Here is a 23,161-nt window from a genome sequence, read left to right on the forward strand (position 1 = left end):
AAACGCAAATTCTTTTCACTACAGTATCAGAACCATGCGTAACAAAAACACTCAGAGAGTAGGTAAATACTGACCTGGAGCTACGAAGGGCAGTTTTTTGTCGATAAACTGAAGAAATAAGAAAGGTGATAAAAACAGCGCTGAAATTCCTAACTACGAAATGTCAGTTCGATAGATAAAAAGTTTATATTTGCGAGCCAATTCCCCCCATTTCGAGCCAAAATTTAAGAAAAAAAACACTGCATGATTAAAAAACAAACCATATTAATATGTATCTTTTTGATAACCGTCCTTTACCAAAGAGACCAGAATGCTAATATCGGTAACATAATAATAAAAAGAAAATCTCAGGTGCCGTTTTGAATGCAAACCAGCTTTATCAGTCTCTTGTTAGCGCTTTTCAACAAGGTAATTATTCTCAGGTTTTAAATACAGTAGACAATATCCAGAACCAGATTGGCTCTATCTATGAGTTCGAATTTTTGTTTGGTCTATGTGCGCTTAAATCAAACCTTTTAGGATCGGCCTGCAAGCATCTTCAAAATGCGCTAGACCAAAAGCCGAATGACCCTCAAGCCATCTTTCATTTAGCCCTTACACTTAACCAAAGTGGACAATTGTTAAATGCTCAAAAAGTCGCTGCGGGGCTAGATAACACTTCAAAGGCAAATCTTCAGCTTAAAATTATTATCGCCCAAAAGATCTGTGATTTCGATGAGGCACTACGTTATATAGATTGCTTATTAAAACTAGCTCCTAAAGATGAGTTTGCCTTGAGAAGCAAGGCAACTATATATCGACAGTTTGGCCAACCTCAATCAGCGCAAAGTTGTGCAGACTATTTAACAACATCTTCCGTCGCCAATACCCTACTCAAATCAGGTATCGCTTTTGACCAATCTGATTTTGCCACTGCAGAAAAAGAACTGCTAAAAGGTTTAAATGAGTTTTCCGATACTCCTGTATTACACGAGACGTTAAACCAACTCTATTGGAACACTGACAACAAACAAGCGTTTATGTCTTCATTTAACAATGTCACCTCAAACTCAAAAGAATTGCTCTTTGCCAAAGTAAAGTCTTTGATTTTGTCCAAACAGTGGCAACAAGCTGAGGAACAACTAAGTGGACTTAAACATACCTTTAAAAACGACCCGACGTTTATACATTTAGAAGCGGTCGTATTGTCACAAAACAATAACTGGTCAAAAGCTTCGCCTCTGTTTGAACAAGCCGCACTCCTAGCCCCCAACAATCAGAGGTTTCTAATCGACCTCGCCATTTGTCATATCATGGATAACGATTTTAATAAGGCGGAGCATTTTTTAGACAAAGCTCATAGAATTGACCCAAGTAATCAAGAGTTGTGGGCGTATTTAGGTTTTGTGTGGCAACAAACGAATCAGCAGAAGTTTGACTGGTTGTACGGCAAAGGTGATTTAATTGATGCACAGCTATTAGCTACTCCTAATGGATATGGATCATTAGACGCTTATTTAGCAGACTTAAAAGATTATTTAAAATCTATTCACATTTCTAGTAATACACCATTAGATCAGAGTGTTCGCAATGGAACGCAAACGACTGGTAACCTGATTTATTATCAACACCCATTAATTAAGAAGTTTAAACACGTAATGGAACAACGCGTTCAGAATTACATAAATAAGCTGCCAAACGACCCAAACCACCCAACCCGCATAAAGCTGGGGCGCGACTTTTGTTTTAGTGGAAGTTGGAGTGTTTTGTTAAAAGACCAAGGACATCACTCCAACCATGTTCATCCTATGGGGTGGATTTCTGGGCCCACTTACATTGATATTCCTGATCAAATAAAGCCGTCTGACCCAGAGATGTCTGGTTGGGTTAAATTTGGTGAAACCTCACTCGCCCACCCTCTTAATAAAGTGAGCAAATCTATTTGTCCTGAACCTGGAGTCAGTGTTTTATTTCCTAGCTTCATGTGGCATGGGACCTTTCCAATTTCAGGACAGAATGCAGAGCGCTTGACGATTTCTTTAGATGTCGAGCCTTTGGCTTAATTAAAGGCCTAAAAGGGGCTTGTAGTTTTTCCAACGCCCGACTGATTGGTTATATAAGGGCGAGCGGATTTGTTCCATACTCGCCGTAAAAGACGTTTCATTAGTTTTATAAAACTGAGTGCATTCACTCTCAAACTCTAACCCTAAAAATCGAAGACACTGACTGATAGTGTCTTCAAACTTACTAACTACGTCTTCATAGCGGACGAAATAAAGATCACTTCCATAAATGCTTTTGTACCCTTCTATCAATCGCATCATTTGCGAATAATAATGGTTGATATCCGATGCATCATTAGCATAAGTAAATGAAGGACCAAGCTGCTGAAACAATATTGATACGGATATATCTCTAATGTCCCGTTCGGTAATTATTATTTTAGCCTTAGGATATAGTTTTTTAATCAACGGAATATAAAAGACATTGTCTGGTCGCTTATCTATTGTATAAACGTCACTAGCTCGGCTACTGACCTTTTGTAACAGGACTTGATGAGCGTCGAGTATCTCCTCTAGTTGTTGATTAGAAATAGATAGAGCACTTTCTACAAAGTTGAAAACACTATTGCCAAATCTATTTGGAAAAAATGGCATCTCTCCAGCACTCGAGATTGATGAATGCTTCGATAACACTTTTTCTAATAACGTCGAACCAGAACGAAACATTCCGCTAATAAATAGAGGCTGGGTCTTTCTTTCAAGGTTTGTCTTTAACTTACTGGCTTTAAACTCCTCGGCAACTTTAAGGAGATTCGTGACCAATTCTTGCTGTTTACTTTGGTCATATTTTGGATAACTTTGCTTTAATGCTTGATTGGCATGCGCAAGAAAATCTGAAGCTTTGAGGTATTCACCCTGTTTATCGTAATAACGTGCCAAACTAAATTGAAGATCCAATCGAGCTTGAAGGTCTTTTATTACATCAAGCGCACTTATCGCTCTATTGGCTATTTCCTCACTATTATGCAAGTCGAGGATTCGAGATAATGCCAAGGCATTGTTAGGCTCGTGTTTTAGAACATTTTCGTAACTTTGTAGGCTCTCACTTATACGGCCACAAGCAGCATCTAGGTTCGCTAAGTTGAGTAAACCGGCAACATAAGACGGCTTTATACCTAGCGCCTTAGTAAGATAGACTTTAGCTTGTCCTGGTTCATTTAAAGACTCTGCATATATTTTTGCGATGTTTAAATAAACTTCTTCTGGACTTGATATACCTAATGATAAGGCTTTTTTGTAGCTAGAGATGGCCTCCTGATACTGGCCATGCTTATCCAGGTAATAGGCAAAATTAAACAATGTATTAGGAGATGCAGAGTTTTTAGATAAAAACACTTCGTGGAGTGTGATTACACTTTCAAGGTGCCCTTGCTTTACAAATAAACCTAAAAACGGTTCTAAGTCAGCATACCTTAAGCGCTTATTTTGTATTAAAACAATCAACAACGCCTCTACTAGAACTAGGGATTGGGTCAACTTATTGTTGGCGATAATAAACCTCAACAAGTTGTCTACTTCAGCTATCGTTAATAGCTCCTCCAGCGACCTTACTTGAGTGACTTCTTGAATTGCTTTGGAGGTTAAAACCTCATCGACATGTAATCTGGTTACTTGTTGTTTTAATACATCTAATAGCGTCATAAATTTAGTCCAAAAAAAAACGGCGAGTTAGACTCGCCGTTTTATTATCTAATAATTAAATTAGAATTTGAATGTTACGCTTGCGTGTAAGTAACGACCTAGTGTGTCGTAGAAACCAGCAACCGTGTTTGCATTCGAAGAAAGTGAACCGCCAACCATTGGTGGCTCTTTGTCGAATACGTTGTTAACACCAACTAAAACAGCTGTGTATTCATTAATTTCGAACGCACCTTTGATGTCGAAGTAGCTTTGCGCATCGATACCACCGTCTTCAACTAGAAGCGTGTCTGATGTACCGTCGTAAGAAACTTGACCGAAGTAACGCCAGTTTGCAGTTACAGCCCAGATTGAATCAGACTGGAATGAAACTTTAACGTTGTGACGCCACTCAGGCTGTGCGAAACACTGTGTATTGATTGTGTCAACACAGTCATAAGCAGTGCCTGCGATACCTGGATCAAACTCTTTAGTCAGCATGTAAGTACCGATGAAGTTTGCAGATAATTGGCCGCCTTGGAAATCTGTTGAGTAGTTAGCAGATAAATCCACACCTTCAAAGTGAATGCCACCTAAGTTGATGTCAGTCGCTTGTACGAAACCTTGCTGACCAACCCATAGGCTACCTGCACTGTTACGAGTAACGTTGTCACAGAATGCAGCGTCACCAGTTACACCACACTGTTCAACAGTTAGTTCTGGATCGATAGATGAAATCGCTTGGTCCAGTTCGATGTTGAAGTAGTCAACAGTTACGTTGATGTCGTCAGTTAAGTTAGCAACTACACCAAGAGTTACTGTGTCAGCAATCTCTGGGTTAAGGTCTGGGTTACCACCGTACAATGCATTGTATTGTGATGCTGGGCTAGCAGCGATGTTACCGTATTGGTCTGCAGTTACACCTGTGTTAGCACATTGTGCTGCTGATAATGCTGGAGTATCTCCCGCACATGGATCAACACCACCCCATAAACCTAAAGATTGGCTAGCGAATAGCTCTTCAACGTTTGGTGCACGTACAGAACGGTTATAACCTGCACGGAACTTGATGTCATCAGTAACTGACCAGTCAACCATTGCTTTGTACGTAGACTCACCACCAGAAGTGCTGTAGTCAGAGTAACGGTAACCGATTTCTAACGCTAGAGACTCTGCAAACGCTGCACCGTCTACTAGTGGGATGCTGAATTCAGTGAAGATTTCAGAAACGTCATAACCACCGATTAGTGTTGCAGTTGGGCCACCTTGACCTAGTAGAAGACCTTTTTCGAATACTTCGTCAGAGATAGACTCAAAGTATTGGTCGCGACGCTCAACACCAAATACTGCTGCTACAGGCATATCTGCAGTAGGTACTGTAATGTCAAACTCACCAGAAACGAACGCATTGAAGATAGTTTCTTTTGCGTAACCTTTACGGATACCAACACCAGTTAGAGTATTTGCTTGCTCTGGAGTTACACCTTGGTAAGTAAATACTTCGTAAGGTACACAACCAGAAGTATCAGCACAGCTTTCGCCGTTTGCACTTAATGCAGTTGTGATACGTGGTGCAAAGAAGTCATTGATGTAAACGCTTGAAGACGTTACAGACGCGAACTGGTATGACGCATCGTAAGACCAAGTGTCGTTAATCTCACCTTCAGAACCAACTACGATTCGGAAAGAAGAGTGCTCTAAGTTAGAAGAACGTGGGCCACCTTCAACGTTACGCTTACCGATGTATGTTGCGAATTCGTCACCAGACTCAAGACCTAGCTCTGTAGTTAAGAAGCTACGCTGCGCATCTGAAAGAAGTGGTGAATCGTAATCGATCATGTACGCTTCGTTGAAGAAAGTACCTGATTCAGCGATTTGTGCACGAGTCACGTCATTCATCATGCTAATTTCCATGTACGGACGTGCATGGTCGTTGATTTCGTAATCGATGAATGCACCTAAAGAGTATTTCTTATCTGGGCGCATGAAGTGGTTAACCGGTGCGTAGTTGTATACGTTACCGCTAGACGCTTGGAAACCACTCTCTGGAGTTAGAGTGTAGTAATTGCTGAAACCATTCCAGTCGATTGTAGGTTGACCGTCATCATCAAGACCTGGTACACCAACGTAGAAGTTAGGGATAATAGCGTTACCAGAACCACCACAAGCAGTACCTGCAGAGTTTAGAGCACATGAAGAGTAGTCACGCGCTTCTTGACGAAGCTCTTCGATGTCACGGTATGTTGCATAAACAACTGCGTGACCTTTACCGTTTGCAAATTCACCACCCATTGTAAGGTCTAGGTTGAATTGCTTACCGTCGATGCCAGAGTTTCCTGTAGGGTATTCAAAGCCACGCTTATCCATTAAACCTTGGATGTAATCGTTGTCATTGTTGTGCTGGTAACCAGAAGCACCTGCCGTGATTTCGAAACCTTCGAAGTCATCGTTCATTACGAAGTTAACAACACCTGCAACCGCGTCAGCACCATATACAGATGAACCACCACCTGTCATTACTTCAGCACGCTTAACTAGAGCAGCTGGAATTTGGTTGATGTCGGCGTTTTGTGAGTTAAGACCACCTGGGCCCATACGACGACCGTTGATCAAAACTAGAGTACGGTTAGTACCCATACCACGTAAGTTAATGTTAGCTGTACCAGACGCACCATTAGAGATGAAAGATGTCTGAGACGCTTGAATCTGTGGAAGGCTGTTTAGGATATCTTCTACTTTCGTGTAACCAGAAAGTTTGATGTCTTCAGCGCTTGTGATTGTAACAGGTGTTGCAGTTTCGATATCAGTACGCTTGATACGTGAACCTGTTACTTCGATTTTTTCGATTTCTTTAGCTTCTTCTTCAGCAGCAAATGCAGATGTTGCTGGTAAAGCTGTAGCAGCTGCACCAAAGGCAATTGCTAAGCGCACAGAGTTAGCTAGTTTATTATTTTTAAACATGTGTTTTCTCCCTGGAGCCACTATAGCTGTGGCTATTTTTTTATTTTTTCCGCCGGGTATGCCGTTTTGATACATCAAAAAGCTACACCACGAATTGGACCTTTCGATAGTACCCTCAGAAACAAAGAAGGGTCAACCCCTCGGGAGTGCGAATTTATATTTTGTTTATGGACATTTCTAAAAAATCATTGCCGAAACAGGATCAAATAGGAGAAACCATTGCCAATTCACAGCAGACTCAACTGGTCATCAAAGGCTAATAAAGCGCTCGGTTCACAATGACTTAAAATCGATTCTGCGATGGGAAAAAGCTGTTTTTCAACATAGTGTTCATAATCATATAAATCAACAAAATCAATACTTTGAGGCCCCTTTGTTGATATGTAATATTCAATCAAATCCCCTCTTCCATATTTGTTGAAACCAAGAAGGCGATTTGCGCCTTTCGCCGCTCTAATTTGTGGAGGCGTCGTCTTGGTGTAGCTTTTTAGGTCATTTCTAATTCTTTTTCGATAATGCAGCAAAGAATCATGTTGACCAGATCGCAACTGGGTCAAAATTTCAACAATATAGTCATGGCATGTACAATTTTTAAACACCCTCTCGTATAACTCTTGTTGAAATTGTTTAGCAAGGGGTGTCCAATCACTGCGAACGCTTTCTAGCCCTTTAAACACTATTTTTTTGTTTCCATCAGCATCGATAACTTGACCCGCGTAGCGTTTTTTTGAACCTGTTTCAGAGCCTCTTATCGTCGGCATAAAAAATGGCTGGTAGCAGTTTTCGTATTCTAATTCCAATCGACTGTGCAAATTCATTTCTTCTGAAAGCTTAACTTGCCACCAGTTGTTTAAACGAGACTCGAGTTCAGGTGCATCGCTCTCTGAGTACCGACTTTCAGCTAAGCTAACAAATACCGAGTCAGTATCACCGTAAATCACTTTGAGCCCCTGTCGTTCTAGCCACTCCTTGGTTTGGTTTAAAACCCAATGACCGCGCATGGTAATTGAACTGGCAAGTTTGGTATCGTAAAAGCGACACCCAGCTGAACCAAGAACTCCGTAAAAGCTGTTCATTATGATTTTTATCGCATTTGAAAAAACCTTGTTGCCTTCTGACTTGGCTTTTTCTCGTGCTAACCAAAGCTCATCGAGAATGTCGGACAACAGGCTCTTCTCACGACTGAACTCTCCGCCTCTAAAGCCGGGTATTCGTTGTTCTGCTGGTATATTAGGTGCTTCAATTAAGGTAACGGGATCTATGTTAAAGGTGCGGATAATAGATGGGTAAAGACTTTTAAAGTCAAAAACCAATACCTGAGGGTGAATACCGGGCACTGACTCCATCACATAACCTCCAGGGCTATGCAGATAGTCCTCCAACTTAACCAAATTAGGCGCAATCCAACCTTTTCGGTGCATACCAGGCATGTATAAATTTTGGAATGCTGCAACGCTACCGCCAACTTTGTCTAATTCAAGCCCGGTTAATCTCGACCTAGTTTGAAGGTATAAAAGGAGCTGTTCTTGCCGAAAAATATCCGCTACTAATTTGCAATCCTGTAGATTGTACTCTGCTAATTTAATCGGCTCCTGCTGATACAGACGCTTTATTTCTCCAAGTTTGTCACTTGGGTCGTCTGTTAATGTAATCTTTTGGTCGGATAAAATTTCTTTTGCGACGTTATTTAATGAAAAACTTGCAAAGTGATAGGTCGCATTTTTCATTACATCAATGCCATCCAGAACTACTCTTCCTGCTACACTTGCTCGGTCTGGATAACGCTGATGGCCACTTTTTCCGTCCGAAAATCGCAACGCACTGCCATCCCGCCCTATTCTTAGCTTAACGTTATTTCGCTGAGCAGCTCGGTCTATCAATCTCACGTCAAAGCTTATGAAGTTCCAGCCGACCAAACAGTCCGGATCTATAAAATTTACCCATTCACAAAACCGTTTTAAAAGTGACTTTTCATCACTACACCATTCAATAAACTCTGGGACCTCTTTGTCTTTTGTCAGAGTTTCAACCGACTTAAGCATCCCGCCGGTGTTATAAAGTACAACCGCAAATTTGGCGGCACTTGATTGAGCACCCTGATATAAGCCAATAGAGAACAAATCGCCTTTTTCATTACACTCAATGTCAATCGATAATAATGACATTGGCCTAGGTGTGTAATCAGAGGCAGTTAATTTGACGTTTTGAAAATGGTTATAACGCCTTCCTTGAACTTGTTGGCCGACAAACTTAACTGAGCCCTTTACGAAGCGTTCCATCAAGTACCTATCGACAGGGCGAATATCTTCTTCAAAGATTTCAACTGATAGTGACTCACACAGAGGTTTTATTTTGTAATAGGTGGCTAAGTTAGGTGCATACAACGCGGCCATTGGCTCTGAATCAAAGCTTTTTAAGTCGAGAGGCTTAGAAGTTATAGGTAAGGCCTGGTTGTGAGCCAATGTAACAACCGAGTCTACGTCCGTCTGACGGATAAAACACACAGGTTTCTCTCCCGTAACCGTTAAGAGCGAGACACCAGACTGAGTTTGAATCCAAAAATCAAAACAACATAGACCACCTCGGTCGTATTGGCTTCGAGATAAGATAAAACCTGTGTTTTCTGATTCTGGATCTATATGATTCGACATTGACATATCAATAAGTGAGTATGGGCGGTATAATAGCGTGGCTGGTTAGGTAATTAAATATCTCAACCGTTGATGCCACTTTTTTTCATCCCGTATTAGGAGACATTTTGGACTGGCTTTTGAGTTTTTTTCAGTTCCCTGAACTTTCGACAACCATTATCGTTCTTCTCCTGGCCTCTGCGTTTTTGGCTGGTTTTATCGACGCCATTGCCGGTGGTGGCGGGTTACTTACTGTTCCGGCTTTACTCGCCTCGGGTTTACCGCCTCATGTTGCACTCGGAACCAACAAACTAGCAGCTACCTTTGGCTCTGTAACGGCAAGTTACGCTTTTTATAAGAAAAAGCTATTTTCTCCTTCATTTTGGCGGATAAGTCTTATCGCAACCGCGATTGGCGCAGTGTTTGGTACGATCATGGTGTCGTATCTAGATGCGGAAGTGTTAAATAAACTCTTGCCAATTCTTATCGGCTTCAGCGCTCTTTATGCTCTATTAAATCCAGTTAAACCAAGTTCCAATACAGATTTACCAGTCAAATGCCGAGGACTGACAATAAAGAAGATAAGCCAAGGCTTTACGTTGGGTTTTTATGACGGTTTTGCTGGCCCTGGAACAGGTGCATTCTGGACTGTCAGTAACCTGATCCTCTATAAAATGAATCTACTTATGTCATGTGGTGTAGCCCGAGCGATGAATTTTGTCAGTAATATTTGTTCGCTTTTAGCGTTTATCATTCTTGGCCACGTAAACTTTGCCATCGGTCTATCTATGGGGGCGTTACTTATGCTGGGTGCTTACACGGGAGCTCATTCAGCTATTCGGTTTGGCAATAACTTCATTAGACCAATATTTACTTTGGTGGTCTCAGTAATGGCAATAAAGCTTGCTATTGATGCATGGTCATAAGAATATTAAGACATCAATTCGATTGTTTTTTCACTAAATTAGAACGCTATGTCAGTACATCAAATAGAGCAGTTACGAGCCAAGTTGACGGAGTTGACCGCCCAACTTCAACATCAAAAACTGATGCAACAAAACTGGTTTTCAGCAAGTGATGTTTTTAACTCGAGTAGCTTCTATACCAAAAGTGAAGAACTCGACGACTATTTAACAGAAATTCAAAACAACATAACAAGGCTCGAGTCTGTGACTGAGCAAAGCTACGCAGAGTATTTAACGGAACGTATTGCAGCGCAATTTTCTTGTTTTAAAAACTTTACCAATTCTTCATATTTAAGTACTAAATACAGTAACCAAAATAAAAAGCACTTTTCTAAAGTTAACCGCGTAAAACAAATGGCGGCAAGAGTGACTCAATCGGCTCAGACCTTGTATCAAGAGTTGTCCAAGTTACAAGAGTACGAACGTCGTTTGTTAGACATGGTTGCAGACAAACAAGCTCAGTTGCAACACGCCAATGCTTCTAACCGCTCCGAATTACAAAATGCAGTTTTGTTGACTCAACAGCGTCTAGGTCGATGCCGTCAAGCATTAAGCGGTGTCGAAGAGCAAATACAAGCACTAGATAAACAAAGCGAACGTTAGCCGCCGTCTTTTATAAGCTTTGAATTACAAGTAGGAATGTAAAAACAAGAGGTCTCATGTTTCAAATCCCCATCGTCTTTCATCCTATTTACAGCCAGTTAACCTTACCAAGAAACCACCGCTTTCCTATCGAAAAGTACCAGGCTTTATTTGACCGTGTATTACATCAATATCCAGGCGACTTTAAGGTGCATCAGGTTGCGCGACCTGTCCATGAAGATACCTTAGCCAAAGTACATGTTCGCAGTTACATCAACGACTTTATCAGTGGTGAAATATCTGAAAAAAGTATGAAACGGATTGGCTTTCCGTGGACAGAACAATTTGTAAAGCGAACTCGCTTTGCTGTTGCTGGCACTATTAAAACTGCACAGCTCGCTTTTGAGCATGGCATTGCCCTCAATATGACGGGTGGTTATCACCACGCACATCCTGACTTTGGCTCTGGCTTTTGTGTTTTTAATGATTTGGCGCTTGCCGCCAAACAATTGTTAGATAACGACCAAGCAAGTCGGGTATTAATATTTGACTGTGATGTGCATCAGGGAGATGGCACCGCAACCTGTTGTGCTTCAGATAGCCGTATATATACAGTGTCGATACATTGTGAAAAAAACTTTCCGGCGCGCAAACAACAGAGTGATTGGGATATTGGCGTTGACAAACACTTAGAAGACGACGCTTATCTAAGCATCGTCAGCGATACTCTCGAAACCGTCATTTCGGCTTTTAAACCAGACTTTATCATTTACGACGCAGGTATTGATATCCATAGAGATGATGACTTGGGGCTGATTAATATATCAACTGATGGCGTCTTTGCACGCGACAAACTGGTGTTCAATATGGCTAAAAATATGGCTATCCCGATCATGGCTGTGATCGGTGGAGGCTACCAACGTGATATTGATGCACTGACAGATGTCCACCAGCAACTACCCAGAGCAGCGAGAGCCATATTCGGGGTAAACAACAGATAAAGTGGCAAAATCATCTGTTTTTGTCCAAACTGTGTTAAAAGTGATATGGTTATCAACACTTAAGTTGTTGGCAATAGGTCAAAAATAAAAGGAATAAAACGCCATGCAAATGCCTACTGACATACATAACTATTACGAAAAGCTCGTTGTCGATTTTATTACTCACAACAAGCTTGACCAAAAATTCTCTGAAGAGTTTTTGGCCGATATGTGTTGTATCGTTTTGAATCAACTTCCATCTAAGTATATCCGCCACGAAGTCGACATGGCGTTTTATTTACCGCAAGCTGAACGCTTTGAAATGGAAATGAATGTAAAAGAAGCCATTGGACGCGCAATGGAATTTATGAGTTCTAGAGATACACGTGATGCCGAAGACTGAAGACAACAAAAAAATAAACAGCTCTTCTCCGCTGTCGGACGCACCACCTCATATTCAACTAGCGGTAGATTTGATCATGATCTTGGAGTCACATCAAATTGAACCGGATGTCGCACTCGAAGCCCTCGAAATCGTTAAACTCGATTTGGAATACAAACTAAAAGAAAAAAACACGGCCTAGACCGTGTTTTTTTTATACTATTGAAAGTTCGTATTACAAGCCCAATACCACTTTTTCTGAACGTAATGAACGTGCAGTAAATAGTGTTAGGGCTAACGACGCCAACAGCGTAATAACAAAACCCATCACGACAGGAAGGTACTCGTTTAACTCACCTTTTACCAATTGGCTAATAGCCTGCTGCTGTGAAACAACTGGAATCCAACCCAAAATGACGTGTTTATATTCAGTGATTTGGACCACCATAGGTACAAAAACAGGAATAATAATCGTGTATTGGATATATGACTGTGCTTCCTTAAACGATTTGGCATGGAATGCCGTCGCTAGCTGGAAAGACGCTGCAAATACAGCGAGAGGGATCAATATTAGCCAAATTTGTGCAGCCAATACTAAGTCGAAGTTGAACGCCAATCCGACTTTATGTAAAGGCACAAATGGGAATAAAACGAGTGATAACAAGATACTCAGTGTCGCACCAGCCATGGAATAAAAAGCAGCGTTGAGCGTTTTGGCAGCAACAACATCAAACGTAGACACTGGTTGCATAAGCAATAATTCTAATGAATTGCGCTCACGCTCACCCGCACTGGTATCAATACTTACGTTTGTTGAAGACACAAACACGGATACTAATATCATCACTGCAATCATACCTAAGATCATACCGGACTTTGACGTTGGGGTACTGGTATCTCGGTCAGTCACTTTTAATACCGCACCGACATTCGGAGAAATACCTCTGGCCATTAACCGCATCGAAACGACTGAACCTTGATAACTATTCAACACTGACTTTATTCGACGAATGTTACTGTTGGCATCTTGCTCTGAGTGGTCAGCAATGACAAACACTTCAGCTGGTTTCGCTGCAGCTAGACGCTCAGCAAAATCTTCAGCAAATCGAACTGTGATACCCGAATGCGTCTCATCCTCACCGTCAATTTCAATTGTCTTACCGGTTTCTGGTTTTGGCGCGTGTAAGATGTCTTCACGATCAAATAGCTCCAATAATTGCGGTGCTTGTTGTTGATTTTCAAACTCCACGTACATGGTTTCTTGTGAGCGAGATTTTTCGATTTGAAACGAAAACATTCCAACAAACATAATTGGACCAACCACGGCACCAAGCAGCGCTGCCATTACTGAGCGTTTATCTCGGATAGAGTCCAACACTTCCTTTTTTAACAATGACATGATCATGCTGCGATTCCTTCATCAGTACCAATTAGTTTTACAAACGCTTCTTCTAGAGAAGACTCACCCGTGCGCTCACACAATTCTTCAGGTGTACCCTCACCGGCAATTTTACCATCAGAAATAACGATAACTTTGTCACACAGAGCCGCGACTTCTTGCATCACATGAGATGAAAATAAAATACACGTCCCTTGCTCTTTTAGTTGCGCTAAGATATCTCGAAGAATTCGTGTACTCATTACATCTAAACCTCGAGTTGGTTCATCGAGGATCAGGTTTTTAGGTTCGTGTACTAGCGATTGTGCTAACACAACTTTCATTCGTTGACCTTGCGAAAAACCTTCACAGCGACGATCTGCGATGTCTTCAATATTTAATCGAGTGATCACTTTATTAACTGCAGCATCACGGTCTGCGCCCTTAAAGCCATGTAAACCAGCAAAATAACTGATTTGCTCACGCGCCGTTAACCGCTCGTACAAACCAAACTTATCCGGGAATATGCCAATGTGACTGCGGGCCTTCATCGGCTCTTTAGCACTATCAATACCATTGATAATACCAACGCCTTGGTCTGCTTTTAATAAGCCATATAAAACTCGTAATGCAGTCGTTTTACCTGCGCCATTGGGGCCTAACAAACCCGTTATTTGGCCATCTTCAGCACTAAAGCTCAGATCTTTAAGAGCTTGGAATTCACCGAAAGATTTAACTAAATTTTTCACTTCTAACATGACTCGCTCCTATTTAATCTGATTCATATCGACGAAGAACATGCGCTGACGTTCTTGATCTGCACAACTAAAATCAAGTCCATCAAAACTGCCCGTTTTAACAAACTCACTAATAGGGTCGATGCATTGATTAAATGAAGCCACATGAGAAGCTTGTTTGATGACGACATGTTTGGCGTTTTCTAAGGTTTCCATTGCCATATCACCATATTCAGGTGGTGTAACGGGATCATACAATCCAGAAAACAACAACACAGGAACGTCTGTTTTTAATGGTTCATTGAAGCCAGATTCCACTTCGAATTTAGGCCAATGTTCACACGCTGAGGAAAACTGCTCAAACGTGTTGTTGCCATTAAAATAGTTATCACCGTCTTTTTTGATATCTGATGGCATCGCTCGAGGGATGTCTTCATTACACAAAATATTAAGGGTAAGACCATTGTATAGCTGTCCTGGCTGACGCTCAGAATCAGCCTGCTGACCAATTAGTGCGGCAATCATGCGATAGTCGCCACTAGCAGCGCGGTTAATCGCATAAGGCAACATTGAGCGTGTACCTAAGCTATATAAAAGTCCGCGTAATGACTCAATGACTTTAGAGTCAGTCATTACAAACTCGACAGGTTTACCGGTTAAGGGGTGGAACATATCCACTTTGATTGGACCCTTTTTGAGACGCTCAGCAAAATCCAAATAATCCTGTTTTAAGTTAGGAAACGCTTTATGACAGCTTTCTGTGTTTTTACAGTCCTCTACCAACATGTCAAAGGCACGTTCGGAGGTTTTGCCAAAAAATCCAATCACTAACTGCATTGGCGCATTACTGTCTAATACGGCTGTCTTAACCGACTCAGGAAATTGTTGTAAGTAGGTAAATCCAGCGCGAGTTCCGTACGAACCGCCAAATACATGAAGCTGTTCGTGACCTAATGCAGCTCTCACCGCCTCAAGGTCTTTGATATGCTCGATAGAGTTGTAAGAAGGTAAGTGGTGTCCGGTGTTATCTGCTAAACACGCCTCTATTTCTGCTTTGACATCTAATTGGCTGTCGTCAAATGACAAAGGCTCAACAAATGGCTTGTCACACATGATCGCGTTAGACTTGCCGGTACCGCGTTGGTCGACAAAAATGATGTCGTGTTCACGGCGGACTTTTTCCAATCTGCCATCCATCATTCCAGCGAGTTCAGTCGCCGCTTGACCAGGACCACCCGCCAAAAATATTACTGGGACCGTTTTGCTCTCTTCTTTGAACTTAGGAAGCACAACGACATTTACGTCGATTTTATTTTGTTCTGAGATTGGTTCGGCTCGATTCTCTGGAACCTCCAGTGAACCACATAAAACTTGTGATTTGATTCCATCTACGAAACACTTCTCAAGCTCTAATTGCTGAGCTTGAACTGATGGAGAAATCAGGGTGCCAGACAGCATTGCGATGCCACTTAGCCGTGTTAAAACGGATAGCATGGGAACTCCTTTTTCTTATAGATTTTTTGCATATTTAGAATACGCATAACTTTTCAGCGCGTATTTTAATTTATCTTAAAGCAAGGTGTCGGGATTTTCAGTAACTAAATGTTTCTGATGAAAAGAAAAAAGAAATCAAGGAAGATTGGGTGGCACCCCCACCAGCCACATCCCGGCACACGAGTCATTAGCTGTGGCTGCTCCCTTCCGGGCCTGACCAGGTTAACCAACTATCGTTGCGAGAGAACCAATGGGGATACCATAATGGACTGATTGCGTAATCAAGCAATCGGCGCGAATTATTACGTAAACCTCGAGGACATGCAAGGCCAATTACAACAATCCTGCAGTTAACTAAAACAACTGCTCAATAATTGAGTAAGTGCTTTTTTCTGCTAGGTTTATATCGTAACCTGTGGCAAAACTAGGGTCGTATTTTAGCAAGGAATTTCCGCACAAAATGTTATTTAGTCAACCTAAAAGCCCGCCAAACGTTGGCCTTATGTTAACGGGCGGAGGAGCTCGAGCTGCTTATCAAATTGGTGTTTTAAAAGCTATCGCTTCTCATTTGCCAAGAAACCAAAAGTCACCCTTTAATGTGATCAGTGGTACTTCTGCGGGAGCCATCAACGCCGTAACTTTGGCAACGCATGCCTCTTGTTATCACTTGGGGGTAAAAAAAGCCGAGTGGGTTTGGAAAAACTTCAAGACAAATCAGGTTTATGTCAGCAGTTGGTATGGTGTTTATTCACATTTATTTAAAAACTTTTTATCTCGGTTTAGCAAACGAGGTCAAGACCGTGCTACCAGTTTGTTGAATAATGAGCCTCTTAAGCAGTTGTTAAAACAGGTAGTTAACTTTCAACGAATTGACCGAAATATTTTAACGGATCACCTATCTGCCATTTCGGTATCTGCCTCGTGTTACAGTGACGGAGACTCTATTGCCTTTTTTCAAAGTAAGGATAGTAATGAGTGGCAACGCGCTAAACGCAAAGGAATTAAAACGGTTCTAACCACACGACACTTATTAGCGTCATCGGCTATTCCTTTGGTCTTTCCAAGTGTGAAAATTGGCGATAGCTATTATGGTGATGGCGCGATTCACCAGTTATCACCGTTAAGCCCTTCTATCCATCTTGGTGCCGATAAAATTCTCATTATTGGCGTAGCGCAGCCTAGCCAAGATAAATACTATGGTCACTCTGAGTTCCACCCTAATTCAGCTGCCATAACTGGGCATTTACTTGACACTGTATTTACCGACTCAATCAACTCTGATTTGGAGCGCTTACAACGAATAAACAAAACGCTTGAACACTCCTCAACAGATAAAACAGGCTTAAAGAAAATTGACACCTTGTTGATAAACCCAAGCCGTAACTTCAACCAAATTGCTCAAAGCTACTATCAAAACTTACCGCCAGCTATTCGATTTTTGATGCGATTTTTTGGGGTAAAACAAAATTCTGAGTCGGCGTTGTTGAGTTACATTTTGTTTGAGAAGCCATTTACTGAAAAACTTATTCAGATTGGCTACGAAGATGGCCAAGAGCGAATTGATGAGATCATGGAATTTTTAGAATTAGAAAAATACCAAAGACCTACGCGAAAACATCAACATAACACTTCATCTGTCGCGTAAGTCTCAGCCTGTTAATACGTATCGCTCCGCTCGTTCGACGCGGCGGGGCTTGCCTTTTACAACTAAGACGTCGTGCGCTTTTATTTCTGTATCAGGCTCCGGTGAAGACACCTCTTTGCCATCGCGACGTAAGCCAACAATTTCAACTCGGCGTTCCTCTAGTTTTAGGCTTTCCAAGGTTTTACCCACGGCGAAGGCCGATGGTGGGATGTTAATGGCATGGATAAACTCTAATAAATCCCTTTTGTTCGCTGCTAAATCCGTCGTTTCCCCTTGATAAAATCCGTGCATTTGTCCATAGCGATTTTCTCTTTCTTTTCTGATCCGACGGAGCACTCGAGACATAGGAACGCCTGATTCGAACAAGACTTGGGATACTAGCATCAAACTGCCTTCAAGCGCCTCTGGCACGACCTGATCAGCGCCCTCTTCTAGTATAAAGCCCATGTGCTCGTCTGATTTAGTCCGAACCATTATACGAGCATTGGAAGAGAGGGCTTTAACATTGTTGATTACGGTTTGTGTTTTTGTAAGGTCACCAAAAGTAACGACGACAAGTTTAGCGCGGTCAACTCTAACCGCTTTTAAGATAGCTTTATCTCGAGCATGTCCGTATTGTACGTTTTCACCAGCAGCTTGCGCCTCTGCCACACGAACCGGATCGACATCAAGAACCACATAAGGCACAGCTTCAGATTTTAAAAATCGGCTGACGGTTTGACCTACTCGGCCAAACCCACAAATGATGACGTGTTCGGATAAATTTGTTTCAAACTCGGCTTCTTCTTGTTGCTCGATATAGTCTTGTTGAGTCGTGCCAAAGATACGACCGCCAAAGGCGATGATTTGTTTGTCTTGATTAATAATGAAAGGAGTAACTGCCATACTCAGTACACCTATACCTAACAATGCCGCAGAAATCTCAGGAGACAACAAATCAAACTGCTGCGCAAGAGCCACTAGTACAAAACCAAACTCCCCCATCTGAAACAACATAAGGCCCGCCGCCCAGCCATCTGCACTGGTTTCACCAGCAAGCACTGCTAGGTGACGTATGATGAGGGTTTTGACCAAAAGTAATAAAGCGATACCAGATAAAATCAGTGGCCACTGTGTGATCATGGCAGAAAGATTTAGCGCCATACCAACACTGATAAAAAATACCCCCATCAATATATCTCTAAAGGGTCTAATATCGGCCTCTAGCTGATGTTTGTATTGGCTTTCGCTGAGCATCATACCTGCTAAGAAAGCGCCAAGAGCCATTGATAAACCAAAGAAGTTAGTTAAGGTACCCGCCAAAACGGTAACTAAAATGGCCGTTAGAACAAATAGCTCATCGGTTCTCACTTGTGCGACTTGATTAAAGATCCGTGGTAACACCCACTTTCCGGCGGATAATAGTATGGTAACGACCACTGCACCTTTCGCTAACGCTGCCAAAATGGCAAACATCATGCTGCCCTCTCCTTCGGCACCTAGCAAAGGGATTGCTATTAAAAAAGGCACGACAGCAATATCCTGAAACAAGAGTATCGAAATCGCTATTTGACCTCGTTTTGTTTGAGTCAGCCCTGATTCGTTAAGGCTTTTAACCACAACTGCGGTTGATGAGAGTGCGAATATACTGCCGATAACAAAGGCGCTAGCCCAAGTTTGATTGAGAGAAACCACCAGCAACATCACAATGAGTAAGGTAATTATGACCTGTGCGCTACCAACGCCAAATACCAGCTGTCTCATTGCTACTAGTTTAGGAACAGAAAACTCCAGCCCCAGGCTAAATAATAAAAAGACGATGCCTAGCTCAGCAACAAGAACAAGATCTTTGGGATCTGTGATCACTGACAAAACTTGCGGCCCAGCAATCACACCTGCTACCAAATACGCCAAAATCGCAGGTAATTTAAACCTTTTGAAAAGCCAAACCGTGAACACTGATGTTGCCAACAAGACAATAAGCTCAACAAAAAAGCCGTGATCCATAATCCGTTTTGTTCCTCTTTAAAACTGAATAAATTCTGCCGTTTGACGCGGGAAACGCAGGCAACTCATTGCCGTCGGTATTTTGTCAGTGTAGCAGAATAATTGATCAAAACAGCGTTTTTCTAAGGTAATCAGATCATTGCAAAACTGGCATGGGATTCGCTTATATCGTGACTATTCATTATTTAGCAACTCGCATTGGAGAATCAGATGGACTATATCAGTCATTTGGATGTGGTAAATCCAGAGACGAACACTGCATTTGTACCTAGTTGGCAAGGGTATAACTCAGTGACACAAGATCCAGCGATGTTGACGGAACAACTACAAACTACACTTGATATTGAGCAGCTGCTTTCAATTTACCTTGCAGCAATTGGAGCTAGCCACAAAGTCGCTGCCGTGGAGTTAGATACTTACCACGGAAAGTTTACGGCCGGTATGCCAAGCTCTTCACATGAAGAGTTAGCGTTACCAATTCAGATCAATGATCAACTTATGGGTCGTCTTCGTTATTTTTCGACTAAACCGATCACAGATATTTTGTTGTCGTCTTTGAGTAACTTTCAAAAGCGTTTGGTATTTCCATTACGCAATGCATTGGCTTTTTGGCAGTTACAACAAATGGCACTTAAAGATCCGTTGACTGCTATTGGTAACAGAGCAAGTTATGACGACGCGATTGGTCGTGCAATTTGTAGTGCGAAGCGTCGCGATACAAAGTTTAGTCTGATGGTGTTAGATTTAGATAACTTCAAACAAGCAAACGACCGTTATGGCCACCAACTTGGTGATCAAATCTTAGTCCGCTTTACCCAATTGTTATTGGATTGCATTCGAGGCACAGATCAGGCGTTTCGCTTTGGAGGTGACGAATTTGCAATCATTTTGGACGAGCAAGCCAAAGACTGTGCACGATTTGTAGCTGAACGACTTCAGCAAGCTGTACTCGGCTCTGAAATCGCCCAGAAGTACTCGGTAGGAGTCAGTATTGGCTATGCCGTGTTTGACAAAGCAGACTCTACGACTAGTTTGTTTGCTAGGGCAGATAAGGCGCTATACGACGCCAAACACGCAGGAAAAAACTGTGTGAGAACCGCATAACGGAAGCAAAACAAAATAGGCTGAGCCAGAGTCAACTAAGCTAAGCGGTAAAGAGCCCTAAACCTCGTTTATGGCTTTTTTTATATCTCTTTGTTTTAGCTATTATTTAACGCTACTTTTGCAAATCAGCCGCAACAGCAAAACCAAGTACTGCAATCGCATTTGAACTGGATTTGTTGCCATCTTCTGTTACTTCTTGTTGTCCAGATACTGAAATAACGGGAACTAAATGGCGTAACCAGGCTGGACAGTGTTTTTGTTTTAGTAGATCTGACACTTTCTTTCGGCCACTGTTCGCATTAGGGCGTATGCGCGCAGTTAATTCACCTAGTTTTAACGTCATGTTGTCTGGATTCAACGCCGCAAGCGCCTCTTTTGCCATTGATTTCGGTGTTATCAAAAACTCATTATCCGTATATGGATTTAAATGAGGCTCGATATCCAATGTGATCACAATTTGGCCATCGTTGTGCTCAACGTTGTGGTCATCATTGTGGTTTTGTACCTTAAACCTCTCCGTCATTTCTCCATCACGCGGGCCAAATACGGCTGTGTTAATTACAAATAGCCAATCTTTGTAGGTACGTAACTCCACATCTCCCAAAGTTATAACAGGCTGACGATCAGCCATTGTGTTTAACATCGAGTTAACTATCTCAACCAGTACCTTTTCGCCAACTGTGTGCGCGGTATACTGCTCGACGAACCGCTTTAATAAGGCGTTTTGTTTTAAAGGAGTGGTTTGCGACAGTTTGGTCAGGTTTAATCCTTGTAGTTCGAATAAAGGCTTAATTTCATGGTAGCTATTTTTAATTTGGCCAAAGCCGACTGACTCAGTGTAATTACGCAAATCTCCTTGCAAGTACTCTTCTAACAAGTCTTGATCTTGTTGCAGTAACTTAGTTGTCTGACTGATTGCTTTGACAGAATGGGGCCAACGCGAAGATAAAATCGGTAATACATTATGACGAACATAATTACGGTCAAACACAGTATCTTTATTGGACTCGTCGTTCACCCACTCTAAATGATGGGACTTTGCGTATGCTTCTAATTGGTTTTGATCGAATTGCAATAACGGCCGTGCAATTGACTGTTGCCTTTCAAATTTATCAGCGTGGGGCAAAGGAGCCAGTGGTTTCATTGCACCAAGTCCTCTAAGTCCTGAACTTCTCAGTAGTCTTAGCAAAAAGGTTTCTGCTTGATCGGTTTGGTGGTGGCCAGTTAGCACAACGCCATTCACCGGCATAAGGTCTGAAAGCGCTTGATATCTTGCATCTCTTGCCACTTGCTCTAATGAGGCCTGAGATGATTGTTTGAGATTTAGTTTGACTGAGTGAATCGCAACTTGATTGATTTCACAATATCGCTCTACAACGGCTTGCCAATGGTCTGCGTTCGGGCTTAAGCCATGTTGCGCATGAAAAACACAAAATTTAATATCAGCACTTTTTCTCAGTTCCAACATGAGACGCAACATCACCATGGAGTCCAATCCACCGCTTACAGCCACCCAAAGTGGTCGTTCAAGCAACTGGTTGTGTTGTAAAAAATGATAGATAGATGCTTTGTTAAGCTGAGTTAGTTTTTGCTTTGCAGCCATAAGAAGCCATAAAAAAAGCCATCAAAAGATGGCTTTATCATACTTGAGCTTTGACGCTATGCCAAAGGCATAACAACAAGACCTTGGTTTTTATAAATAACCAAAGGCCATTAAACGGTCATAACGCTTGTCGAGGAGTTCCTCTTTTGACAGGGTACGTAGATCCGTAAGGTCTTGTTTAATACGTTGTTTCAAATTAGACGCCATTTTGTCCATATCGCGGTGCGCGCCACCTAAAGGCTCTTGAACGATATTGTCAATCAGGTCTAACTCTTTGATTTTTGACGCTGTAATACCCATAGCTTCGGCAGCATCAGGCGCTTTTGCGGCACTCTTCCACAGGATAGAGGCACAGCCTTCCGGTGAAATTACTGAGTACGTTGAATACTGCAACATGTTAACGCGATCGCCCACACCTATGGCTAAAGCGCCACCTGAACCGCCTTCACCAATAACAGTACAAATCACTGGTACTTTTAGGCCTGACATCACTTTTAAGTTACGTGCGATAGCTTCACTTTGACCACGCTCTTCTGCACCAATACCTGGGTAAGCACCTGGAGTGTCGATAAAGGTAATGATTGGCATGTCAAAGCGCTCTGCCATTTCCATTAATCGCAATGCTTTGCGGTAACCTTCTGGCTTTGGCATACCAAAGTTGCGTTTGATTTTTTCTGCGGTGTCACGGCCCTTTTGTTGACCTATGATCATCACCGGCTCATCGTCTAGACGAGCAATACCACCAACAATCGCTAAGTCATTAGCATAGGTGCGGTCGCCTGCTAACTCGTCAAACTCGGTAAAAATACGATCGATATAGTCTTTCGTGTACGGACGAAGAGGATGACGTGCGATTTGAGCAACTTGCCATGCACCAAGATTGTTAAAGATCTTTTCAGTGAGTTCACGGTTCTTTTCTTTGAGATTCGAGATCTCCTGCTCCAGCCCTAAATCCAACTCACCACCGCGGTTTACGTTTTGTAATTCGCTGATCTTTGCTTCTAATTCTGCAATCGGCTGTTCAAACTCAAGATAATTGAGACTCATTTTACCAC

General features: G+C 42.0%; 17 protein-coding genes and 1 other RNA gene. 8 read left to right on the top strand and 10 right to left on the bottom strand.

Going from position 1 to position 23,161, the window contains the following annotated elements:
• Positions 1–359: 359 nt before the first annotated feature.
• On the top strand, positions 360–2,042 hold the full coding sequence (locus J1N51_RS04730) for a putative 2OG-Fe(II) oxygenase (RefSeq protein ID WP_208832825.1): 1,683 nt from the start codon (positions 360–362) through the stop codon (positions 2,040–2,042).
• On the opposite strand, the gene J1N51_RS04735 is transcribed toward J1N51_RS04730, so the two are convergent.
• From J1N51_RS04735 to J1N51_RS04745, 3 genes are all read right to left on the bottom strand, one after another.
• Positions 2,043–3,683: a tetratricopeptide repeat-containing sulfotransferase family protein gene (locus J1N51_RS04735; RefSeq protein WP_208832826.1), complete on the bottom strand. Its 1,641-nt coding sequence runs from the start codon at positions 3,681–3,683 to the stop codon at positions 2,043–2,045.
• 60 nt (positions 3,684–3,743) lie between these two features.
• Positions 3,744–6,620, bottom strand: coding sequence for a TonB-dependent receptor domain-containing protein (locus tag J1N51_RS04740; RefSeq protein ID WP_208832827.1), 2,877 nt, complete (start codon positions 6,618–6,620; stop codon positions 3,744–3,746).
• 227 nt (positions 6,621–6,847) lie between these two features.
• Positions 6,848–9,271, bottom strand: coding sequence for a DNA polymerase II (locus tag J1N51_RS04745; RefSeq protein WP_208832828.1), 2,424 nt, complete (start codon positions 9,269–9,271; stop codon positions 6,848–6,850).
• A gap of 107 nt (positions 9,272–9,378) precedes the next feature.
• Between J1N51_RS04745 and J1N51_RS04750 the strand changes: the two genes are divergently transcribed.
• From J1N51_RS04750 to J1N51_RS04770, 5 genes are all read left to right on the top strand, one after another.
• Entirely contained in the window at positions 9,379–10,176 is a 798-nt protein-coding gene (locus J1N51_RS04750) for a TSUP family transporter (protein WP_408635886.1), read from the top strand.
• Positions 10,177–10,224: 48 nt separating this feature from the next.
• Positions 10,225–10,818 (top strand): primosomal replication protein PriC, encoded by a 594-nt coding sequence (gene priC, locus J1N51_RS04755; RefSeq protein WP_208832829.1) that lies wholly within the window; start codon positions 10,225–10,227, stop codon positions 10,816–10,818.
• Between the two features lie 56 nt (positions 10,819–10,874).
• On the top strand, positions 10,875–11,798 hold the full coding sequence (locus tag J1N51_RS04760; RefSeq protein WP_208832830.1) for a histone deacetylase family protein: 924 nt from the start codon (positions 10,875–10,877) through the stop codon (positions 11,796–11,798).
• Positions 11,799–11,901: 103 nt separating this feature from the next.
• Positions 11,902–12,180 (top strand): late competence development ComFB family protein, encoded by a 279-nt coding sequence (locus J1N51_RS04765; RefSeq protein WP_208832831.1) that lies wholly within the window; start codon positions 11,902–11,904, stop codon positions 12,178–12,180.
• Positions 12,167–12,361, top strand: a complete 195-nt coding sequence (locus J1N51_RS04770) for a DUF2496 domain-containing protein (protein ID WP_208833324.1) — start codon at positions 12,167–12,169, stop codon at positions 12,359–12,361. Before J1N51_RS04765 ends, J1N51_RS04770 begins: the two co-directional genes overlap by 14 nt.
• A gap of 33 nt (positions 12,362–12,394) precedes the next feature.
• Here the strand turns inward: J1N51_RS04770 and J1N51_RS04775 are convergent, their stop codons facing one another.
• From J1N51_RS04775 to ffs, 4 genes are all read right to left on the bottom strand, one after another.
• Entirely contained in the window at positions 12,395–13,564 is a 1,170-nt protein-coding gene (locus tag J1N51_RS04775) for an ABC transporter permease (RefSeq protein WP_208832832.1), read from the bottom strand.
• Positions 13,561–14,295, bottom strand: coding sequence for an ABC transporter ATP-binding protein (locus J1N51_RS04780; RefSeq protein ID WP_208832833.1), 735 nt, complete (start codon positions 14,293–14,295; stop codon positions 13,561–13,563). The genes J1N51_RS04775 and J1N51_RS04780 overlap by 4 nt, the downstream gene beginning before the upstream one ends.
• Positions 14,296–14,304: 9 nt before the next feature.
• The gene (locus J1N51_RS04785) at positions 14,305–15,768 is read right to left on the bottom strand and encodes an alpha/beta fold hydrolase (protein ID WP_208832834.1); all 1,464 of its coding nucleotides are present in this window, start codon (positions 15,766–15,768) and stop codon (positions 14,305–14,307) included.
• A 156-nt stretch (positions 15,769–15,924) separates the two neighbouring features.
• Positions 15,925–16,021: signal recognition particle sRNA small type (gene ffs, locus J1N51_RS04790), an RNA gene on the bottom strand.
• A 207-nt stretch (positions 16,022–16,228) separates the two neighbouring features.
• Between ffs and J1N51_RS04795 the strand changes: the two genes are divergently transcribed.
• Positions 16,229–17,413 (top strand): patatin-like phospholipase family protein, encoded by a 1,185-nt coding sequence (locus J1N51_RS04795; RefSeq protein WP_208832835.1) that lies wholly within the window; start codon positions 16,229–16,231, stop codon positions 17,411–17,413.
• Positions 17,414–17,416: 3 nt separating this feature from the next.
• Here J1N51_RS04795 and J1N51_RS04800 read toward each other — a convergent pair whose 3' ends face one another.
• On the bottom strand, positions 17,417–19,399 hold the full coding sequence (locus tag J1N51_RS04800; RefSeq protein ID WP_208832836.1) for a monovalent cation:proton antiporter family protein: 1,983 nt from the start codon (positions 19,397–19,399) through the stop codon (positions 17,417–17,419).
• Between the two features lie 210 nt (positions 19,400–19,609).
• Between J1N51_RS04800 and J1N51_RS04805 the strand changes: the two genes are divergently transcribed.
• Positions 19,610–20,503, top strand: a complete 894-nt coding sequence (locus J1N51_RS04805; RefSeq protein WP_208832837.1) for a GGDEF domain-containing protein — start codon at positions 19,610–19,612, stop codon at positions 20,501–20,503.
• A 112-nt stretch (positions 20,504–20,615) separates the two neighbouring features.
• On the opposite strand, the gene tilS is transcribed toward J1N51_RS04805, so the two are convergent.
• Both tilS and accA read right to left on the bottom strand, forming a co-directional pair.
• A complete protein-coding gene (gene tilS / locus J1N51_RS04810; RefSeq protein ID WP_208832838.1) occupies positions 20,616–22,106 on the bottom strand; it encodes a tRNA lysidine(34) synthetase TilS in 1,491 nt (496 codons plus the stop codon).
• Positions 22,107–22,196: 90 nt separating this feature from the next.
• Positions 22,197–23,153 carry an acetyl-CoA carboxylase carboxyl transferase subunit alpha gene (accA, locus tag J1N51_RS04815; protein WP_208832839.1) on the bottom strand — a complete coding sequence of 319 codons (957 nt, stop codon included), beginning with the start codon at positions 23,151–23,153 and terminating at the stop codon, positions 22,197–22,199.
• Positions 23,154–23,161: the final 8 nt, after the last annotated feature.

Origin of the sequence: Psychrosphaera ytuae (genome assembly GCF_017638545.1) — a bacterium.
GTDB classification, from domain to species: domain Bacteria; phylum Pseudomonadota; class Gammaproteobacteria; order Enterobacterales; family Alteromonadaceae; genus Psychrosphaera; species Psychrosphaera ytuae.

Excerpts from the sequence above, each read along its gene's own strand:
- J1N51_RS04765 (WP_208832831.1), top strand. The coding sequence starts at position 11,902 with ATGCAAATGCCTACTGACATACATAACTATTACGAAAAGCTCGTTGTC.
- J1N51_RS04785 (WP_208832834.1), bottom strand. The coding sequence starts at position 15,768 with ATGCTATCCGTTTTAACACGGCTAAGTGGCATCGCAATGCTGTCTGGC.
- J1N51_RS04740 (WP_208832827.1), bottom strand. The coding sequence starts at position 6,620 with ATGTTTAAAAATAATAAACTAGCTAACTCTGTGCGCTTAGCAATTGCC.
- J1N51_RS04780 (WP_208832833.1), bottom strand. The coding sequence starts at position 14,295 with ATGTTAGAAGTGAAAAATTTAGTTAAATCTTTCGGTGAATTCCAAGCT.
- priC (WP_208832829.1), top strand. The coding sequence starts at position 10,225 with ATGTCAGTACATCAAATAGAGCAGTTACGAGCCAAGTTGACGGAGTTG.
- accA (WP_208832839.1), bottom strand. The coding sequence starts at position 23,153 with ATGAGTCTCAATTATCTTGAGTTTGAACAGCCGATTGCAGAATTAGAA.
- J1N51_RS04800 (WP_208832836.1), bottom strand. The coding sequence starts at position 19,399 with ATGGATCACGGCTTTTTTGTTGAGCTTATTGTCTTGTTGGCAACATCA.
- J1N51_RS04745 (WP_208832828.1), bottom strand. The coding sequence starts at position 9,271 with ATGTCGAATCATATAGATCCAGAATCAGAAAACACAGGTTTTATCTTA.
- J1N51_RS04775 (WP_208832832.1), bottom strand. The coding sequence starts at position 13,564 with ATGATCATGTCATTGTTAAAAAAGGAAGTGTTGGACTCTATCCGAGAT.
- J1N51_RS04735 (WP_208832826.1), bottom strand. The coding sequence starts at position 3,683 with ATGACGCTATTAGATGTATTAAAACAACAAGTAACCAGATTACATGTC.
- J1N51_RS04760 (WP_208832830.1), top strand. The coding sequence starts at position 10,875 with ATGTTTCAAATCCCCATCGTCTTTCATCCTATTTACAGCCAGTTAACC.
- J1N51_RS04805 (WP_208832837.1), top strand. The coding sequence starts at position 19,610 with ATGGACTATATCAGTCATTTGGATGTGGTAAATCCAGAGACGAACACT.
- J1N51_RS04770 (WP_208833324.1), top strand. The coding sequence starts at position 12,167 with ATGCCGAAGACTGAAGACAACAAAAAAATAAACAGCTCTTCTCCGCTG.
- J1N51_RS04795 (WP_208832835.1), top strand. The coding sequence starts at position 16,229 with ATGTTATTTAGTCAACCTAAAAGCCCGCCAAACGTTGGCCTTATGTTA.
- tilS (WP_208832838.1), bottom strand. The coding sequence starts at position 22,106 with ATGGCTGCAAAGCAAAAACTAACTCAGCTTAACAAAGCATCTATCTAT.